We start from the raw sequence: 6,334 nt of genomic DNA on the forward strand, positions 1-6,334 counted from the left end.
TCGCACAGCTGCTTACGGGTCTTCATCACATCGTCGCCGCTCAGAATCAGAATCAGGTCACCCGGCTTGGCACCGAAGGCTTCCTTCATCTGCTGCAGAACTTCCTGCGAATAGAACTTGTCTACACTCGACTTCACATTGCCGTCTGCTTCTACGCGGGCATAAACCATGCCCTTGGCTCCGATTTGCGGACGCTTTACAAACTCGGTCAGTGCATCAAGCTGCTTGCGGGTATAGTGTGCGGCGCCTTCGGCACAGATACCGCCGATGTAGGCAGCATTGTCGAATACCGAGAAGCCGTATCCTTTCATAATGTCCATCAGTTCGACGAACTTCATGCCAAAGCGCAAGTCGGGTTTATCGCTACCATAGTACTTCATGGCATCGGCCCACGGCATACGCAGGAACGGTTCAGTCAGTTCCACACCACGCAGTTCCTTGAACAGATATTTGGCCATGCCTTCGAACAGTTCGATAACATCGTCCTGCTGAACAAACGACATTTCACAGTCAATCTGTGTAAACTCCGGCTGACGGTCGGCACGCAAGTCTTCATCGCGGAAGCACTTCGCAATCTGGAAGTAACGGTCGAAACCCGATACCATCAGCAGCTGCTTCAATGTCTGCGGGCTTTGCGGCAAGGCATAGAACTGACCGGGATTCATACGCGAAGGCACTACAAAGTCGCGGGCACCTTCGGGAGTAGAACCGATGAGCAACGGAGTCTCTACTTCGATGAAGCCTTTGCTGTCGAGGTACTTGCGTACTTCGATGGTCATCTTGTGACGCAGCTCCAGATTCTTGCGGACTGCCGTACGGCGCAAGTCCAGATAACGGTATTTCATACGGATGTCGTCGCCTCCGTCGGTATTGTCTTCAATGGTGAAGGGAGGAGTCAGGGCGGCGTTCAGTACGTTCAGCTCGGATACAATGATTTCAATGTCGCCTGTAGGAATGTTGGCGTTCTTGCTGAAACGTTCGTTCACCGTACCGGTAACCTGAATGACATATTCGCGTCCCAGGTGATTGGCCTGCTCGCAAAGTTCGGCATTCACTTCCTCGTTGAATACTAATTGGGTGATTCCGTAACGGTCGCGGAGATCGATGAATGTCATTCCACCCATCTTACGGCTGCGCTGCACCCAACCAGCCAGCGTGACCTGCTTATTGACATCGGAGATACGGAGCTCTCCGCAGGTATGTGATCTATACATATTATATAAAGATTTTAAAAATCAGATTTTCCAATTTAAGATCTGCCTTTTCAGCACATCCAAAAATTCGTGCAAAAATAGCGAAAACTATTCTAATGTAAAGCAAACCGGAACAGTTTTTTAAGGAGCTACTGCTCATTCATCTTTTTCAATTTCCTGATCTGTTCCTTTCCACGGTCCAGCATCGCCTTGTTTTTAGTGGCAATGTCTTCTACAATCGCTTCGTTGAGCTGCTTCAGTCCGTTAATGTAATACTGGGCACGGGCCAGAACGTTCGATGTATCTTTTCCCGCATTACGGGGTACGATCACCTTCAGTCCTTTCTGTACGATTCGCACATCCAGTGTCTCGTTCATCATCACCGGATCGCCGTCGTAATGGGCCACTCCCGGCTTCGTACGGTGAATACGCAGCGACTGGCAGCGGAAAGTCTTGATGCGGCTATTCTGGTCGATGGTTTTATTGAAAAGCTGGAAGGCCAATGCCGGCACATCGAGCACGGTGAACGGTTCGAGAATAGTCACGTCCAGCAAGCCGTCGTCCAACGTAGCCTGCGGAGTGATATAGGCATTGTTTCCATACTGCGACGCGTTGCCGCACGCTATCAGGAAAGCTTTATAACGGGTGGTATTTCCATCCATCTCTACCTCGTAACGTTCCGGCCGGTATTTCAGGCTCTCCATCAGCGTCTTCTCCAGATACATGAGCGGCCCCCTCTTGCCCGCTTGCGAAAACTTCAGGCTGACAAACGCATCAAAGCCCACGCCACAGGTGCAAAAGAAAGGTATTTCGTTGATTTTTCCATAATCAATGATTTCCGTTACCCCTTCATTTATAATATCAATGGCCTTCTTAGGCTCCATAGGAATCTGCAAATGACGTGCCAGCCCATTACCCGACCCACAAGGAATAATGCCCAGTGCCGTCTCTGTATGAACCAGCGACCGGGCTATTTCGTTAATGGTTCCGTCTCCTCCAATGGCTACTACGGCATACACTCCTTCGCGTGCTTTCTCCGCCGCTATTTCCACAGCATGTCCCGCACGTTGGGTATAAAGTATTTCTGCCGTATACCTCTCTCTATCCAGTTTCTCGTCAACCCATTTCAATATCAGTTCCTTGCCTTGTGTCCCCGATATAGGATTGACGACAAATGCTATTTTTTTCATTCCGTCACTCATGCAAAATTCTTCTATGCTGTCATTCTCTATTTAGGCAAAAGTAATATAAATCCTTTAATTTTCTGCAATAGTAAATGTTTTAAAACGCCCGAAGACTGTTTTTTTCAGATAAACAGGACAAAAACCGACATATTTTGCTATCTTTGCCCCCTGTTTTGAAAAGACTTATTTTTAAGAGTTAAATATTTTATTATATTCATGGGTTTACTACAAGACAAATTTGCGAAATATGACCTGCCACAACAATACATGGCTCAAGGGGTATACCCTTACTTTCGCACGATAAACAGCCACCAGGACACAGAGGTGGAAATGGATGGTAAAAAGGTTCTGATGTTTGGTTCGAATGCCTACATGGGGCTGACTTACGACCAACGCATCATCGACGCTTCCAAAGCGGCCACAGACAAATATGGTACCGGATGTGCCGGTTCACGTTTCCTCAACGGAACTCTTGACATCCATGTGGAGCTTGAAAAAGAGCTGGCCGAATTTGTAGGCAAAGACGAAGCACTTTGCTTCTCGACTGGTTTTACCGTAAACGAAGGTATCATTCCGGCAGTAGTAGGACGTGGCGATTACATCATCTGTGATGACCGCGACCATGCCTCAATCGTCGACGGACGACGCCTGTCGTTTGCCACTCAGCTGAAGTATAAGCACAACGACATGGAAGACCTGGAAAAGGAACTCCAGAAGTGTGAACCGGATGCTGTAAAACTGATTGTAGTAGACGGTGTATTCTCCATGGAAGGCGATTTGGCAAACTTGCCCGAAATCGTACGTCTGAAAAAGAAATATAACGCCAGCATTTATGTAGACGAAGCTCACGGACTGGGCGTATTCGGCCGTCAGGGACGAGGCGTCTGCGACCACTTCGGTGTGACCGACGACGTGGACCTGATTATGGGTACATTCAGCAAATCGCTGGCTTCTATCGGCGGATTCATTGCCGGAGACAAAGCGGTTATCAACTGGCTGCGCCACAATGCGCGTTCGTACATATTCCAGGCCAGCAGCACTCCTGCCGCTACGGCTGCCGCACGCGAGGCACTTCACATCATCAAGTCGGAACCGGAACGTATCCAACGCCTGTGGGATATCACCAACTATGCTCTGAAGAGATTCCGCGATGCAGGATTCGAAATCGGCGATACAGAGTCACCTATCATCCCCTTGTACGTACGCGATACGGACAAGACGTTCATGGTGACCAAACTGGCATTTGACGAAGGCATCTTCATCAATCCGGTGATACCGCCTGCATGCGCTCCGCAAGATACGTTGGTACGTGTAGCCCTGATGGCTACCCACACCAAAGAGCAGGTCGACTATGCAGTTGACAAGCTGACGAAATGCTTCAAACAACTGGATATTATCAAGTAAACACTGACAAATAGACATTCCTATTTTTAATAAGAGGGCACATCCGCCAGTGGATGTGCCCTCTATTCTTTTTATATTTCAACTAGTCTTACAGGTTTGCCTCGGCCACTACCTGTCCGTCGAACAGGTTGATGATGCGATCGGCAAAGCCGGCATCGTGCTGCGAGTGTGTCACCATGACGATGGTCGTGCCTTCCTTGTTCAGTTCCTTCAGCAAGTCCATCACTTCCTTACCGTTCTTCGAGTCAAGGTTACCGGTAGGCTCGTCGGCCAGAATCAGCTTCGGGTTGGCCACCACGGCACGAGCAATGGCTACACGCTGCTGCTGACCGCCGGAAAGCTGCTGCGGGAAGTGTTTGGAGCGGTGACTGATGGCCATACGCTCCATTGCCTGCTCAATACGACGTTTGCGTTCGCTGGCAGGTACGCCCATATAGAGCAGTGGCAACTCAATGTTCTCATACACATTCAGTTCGTCAATCAGGTTGAAGCTTTGGAAGACGAAACCGATGACACCCTTGCGCAAACTGGTGCGCTGCGCCTCGGTATATTTCGATACTTCCGTTCCGTTCAGGTAGTATTCGCCCGATGTAGGATTGTCCAGCAACCCAAGTATGTTGAGCAGTGTGGACTTACCGCAACCCGACGGTCCCATGATAGCTACAAATTCACCTTCGTTCACTTCGATATTCACATTGTTCAAAGCCAATGTCTGTACTTCTTCCGTACGGAAGATCTTCTGCAAATTTACAGTCTTAATCATAATCTTTCAGTTTTAATGTCTTTCCCATTTGATGGGAAAAGACGGGTTAAATATACAGTTAATTTTATAATTAGTCTTTCTTTTGTCTATTATCAATTCACTCCTATTTATATTCATCCTCTTCCCCCCTCTCCTTGGGAGAGGGGACGGGGGTGAGGCCAAACCATCCTTCCCTTTCGTTCTCCTCCGGATCCGTCCGATACACGGCGTTGGCATACGCATCGCCCTGCTGGTTATACGTCAGTCGGAAGTTCGTTGCCGGTCTTACGTTTACCTTCCGTCTCTTCAGCTTATAGGGTGGAATCATCATGATCACCTTGAATCCTCCGTTCGCCTTTCCTTTGTCACTATATTGTCCGTACACACCCACCGTGCAGTGCCTGAAGTGTCTCATCACCTCTGCCACCGCCCCGTAGTCCTCGTACAGAAACCGTCCGCCCCGCGCCCTGAACTGCGTGTTCCAGCGGTTCAGATACACATCCGCACCCACCAGTGCGATCACCCGTTCCGGCGTGCTGGCAGCCCATCCCGTAGCCATCGAGCAGAAGCCCGTCAGACCCGCCTGCGCCTCCAGTGCCAGTGCCCGGTTCACCACGTACATGCCCTTCGCATCCACGCCGTAGCGTTCGTCGTCAAACAGACCACCCGTCACCCTCAGGTACCACCGTTCCCCCCAGTGCGCTTCCTTCGACAGGGCCGCCATGTTCAGCCTCACCCGTTTGTAGTACGCCCCATACTGGTTCACCACCGGCACCATCGCTTGCGCCGTCGCCTGCCATCCTTTTCCCATGTTCCATTTCACGCCCGGCGTCAGGTTTATCAGAAAGTCATACACCCTTCCGTTGTGAAACAGATCCCGGTAGTTGAAGTCCACCCCCATAAACAGGTCCACCTGGCCCGCCGGAATGGCCGGTTGTGCCACTGCTGTCATCCGGTATACCCCCGTCAGCACAGCCACGATGCAAGCCAGCCTTATCAGTTCCTTCCTCATGCCCTTACCTTCGGTTGCTTCTTGCTCCTTCTCCATTCTCCCCACAGCAGTCCGGGTAGTGTCGACACAATGCCCCAGCAACGTTTCAGCTGCTTCTTCGGTTCCTTGTAGATGCGGTGTACAAACTCCAGGTGATGCTTCACCATCCATTCCGGCGCCCGCTGCACGTCCGTTCCGCTGTAGAACTTAAAGGCAGCCCCCACCGCTATCATCACCCCCCGTTTCAGGTGCGGTTTCAGCAGACTCATGAAGATCTCCTGCTTCGGTGCACCCAAGGCCACCCATACGATGTCCGCTCCGTCCTCCTCGATGGTGCGTGCTATCTCCGGGTAGTCAAAGTCCTCCACCTTTCTGAAAGGCAACTCTATGAACTTCATTCCCTTCACCTCCGGGTTCATCTCCGCCAGCCTGTTCTGCAGCCCGTCCAGCGTCTCCTGCGAAGTCCCCATGAAAATCATGCGATACTTCCGTCCCGCCACGATGTCCCTGAAGATCTGGCTTCCGCAGTACTGTTCATACCTCTTTCCATAGATCCACTTCAGGTACAGCGGCACATAGCTGCTGTCGCAGATGGCGAACATTCCCCCGTTCACCACCTTCAGGTATTCCGGGTTCCGGTTTGCGTGGTCCAGAATCACTCCGTCCGCCACGCAGATGTAGTCCGCCTTTCCTTCCTTCACCTGCCGGTCGATGCGTTCCCACACCGCCTTGCGGTCAAATTCATATCGGATGTTGAAATACGTTTGCATATCGTTAATCAGTTATTTTTTCGTGAAAACAATAAAAAAATCCACTCCTT

6 protein-coding genes are annotated in these 6,334 nt (G+C 50.6%); 1 reads left to right on the forward strand and 5 read right to left on the reverse strand.

Annotated features, from left to right (window positions below; all coding sequences use genetic code 11):
• Both aspS and QVP67_RS06350 read right to left on the reverse strand, forming a co-directional pair.
• Window positions 1-1,214 (reverse strand): aspartate--tRNA ligase (gene aspS / locus QVP67_RS06345; protein WP_288179966.1); only part of this gene is annotated, 1,214 nt, incomplete at its 3' end.
• Window positions 1,215-1,342: 128 nt separating this feature from the next.
• Window positions 1,343-2,395: a diacylglycerol/lipid kinase family protein gene (locus QVP67_RS06350; RefSeq protein ID WP_022162732.1), complete on the reverse strand. Its 1,053-nt coding sequence runs from the start codon at window positions 2,393-2,395 to the stop codon at window positions 1,343-1,345.
• Between the two features lie 198 nt (window positions 2,396-2,593).
• On the opposite strand from QVP67_RS06350, the gene spt reads away from it, so the two are divergent.
• Window positions 2,594-3,781 carry a serine palmitoyltransferase gene (gene spt / locus QVP67_RS06355; protein ID WP_022162733.1) on the forward strand — a complete coding sequence of 396 codons (1,188 nt, stop codon included), beginning with the start codon at window positions 2,594-2,596 and terminating at the stop codon, window positions 3,779-3,781.
• 88 nt (window positions 3,782-3,869) lie between these two features.
• Here spt and QVP67_RS06360 read toward each other — a convergent pair whose 3' ends face one another.
• From QVP67_RS06360 to QVP67_RS06370, 3 genes are all read right to left on the reverse strand, one after another.
• Complete coding sequence (locus QVP67_RS06360; protein ID WP_022162734.1) at window positions 3,870-4,544, reverse strand: ABC transporter ATP-binding protein; 675 nt, start codon at window positions 4,542-4,544, stop codon at window positions 3,870-3,872.
• Window positions 4,545-4,647: 103 nt separating this feature from the next.
• Entirely contained in the window at window positions 4,648-5,475 is an 828-nt protein-coding gene (locus QVP67_RS06365) for a YjbH domain-containing protein (protein WP_288179969.1), read from the reverse strand.
• A gap of 56 nt (window positions 5,476-5,531) precedes the next feature.
• On the reverse strand, window positions 5,532-6,284 hold the full coding sequence (locus QVP67_RS06370) for a WecB/TagA/CpsF family glycosyltransferase (protein WP_022162736.1): 753 nt from the start codon (window positions 6,282-6,284) through the stop codon (window positions 5,532-5,534).
• Between the last annotated feature and the right edge of the window lie 50 nt (window positions 6,285-6,334).

The organism is Bacteroides sp. CAG:633 (genome assembly GCF_000435115.1).
GTDB lineage: Bacteria > Bacteroidota > Bacteroidia > Bacteroidales > Bacteroidaceae > Bacteroides > Bacteroides ndongoniae.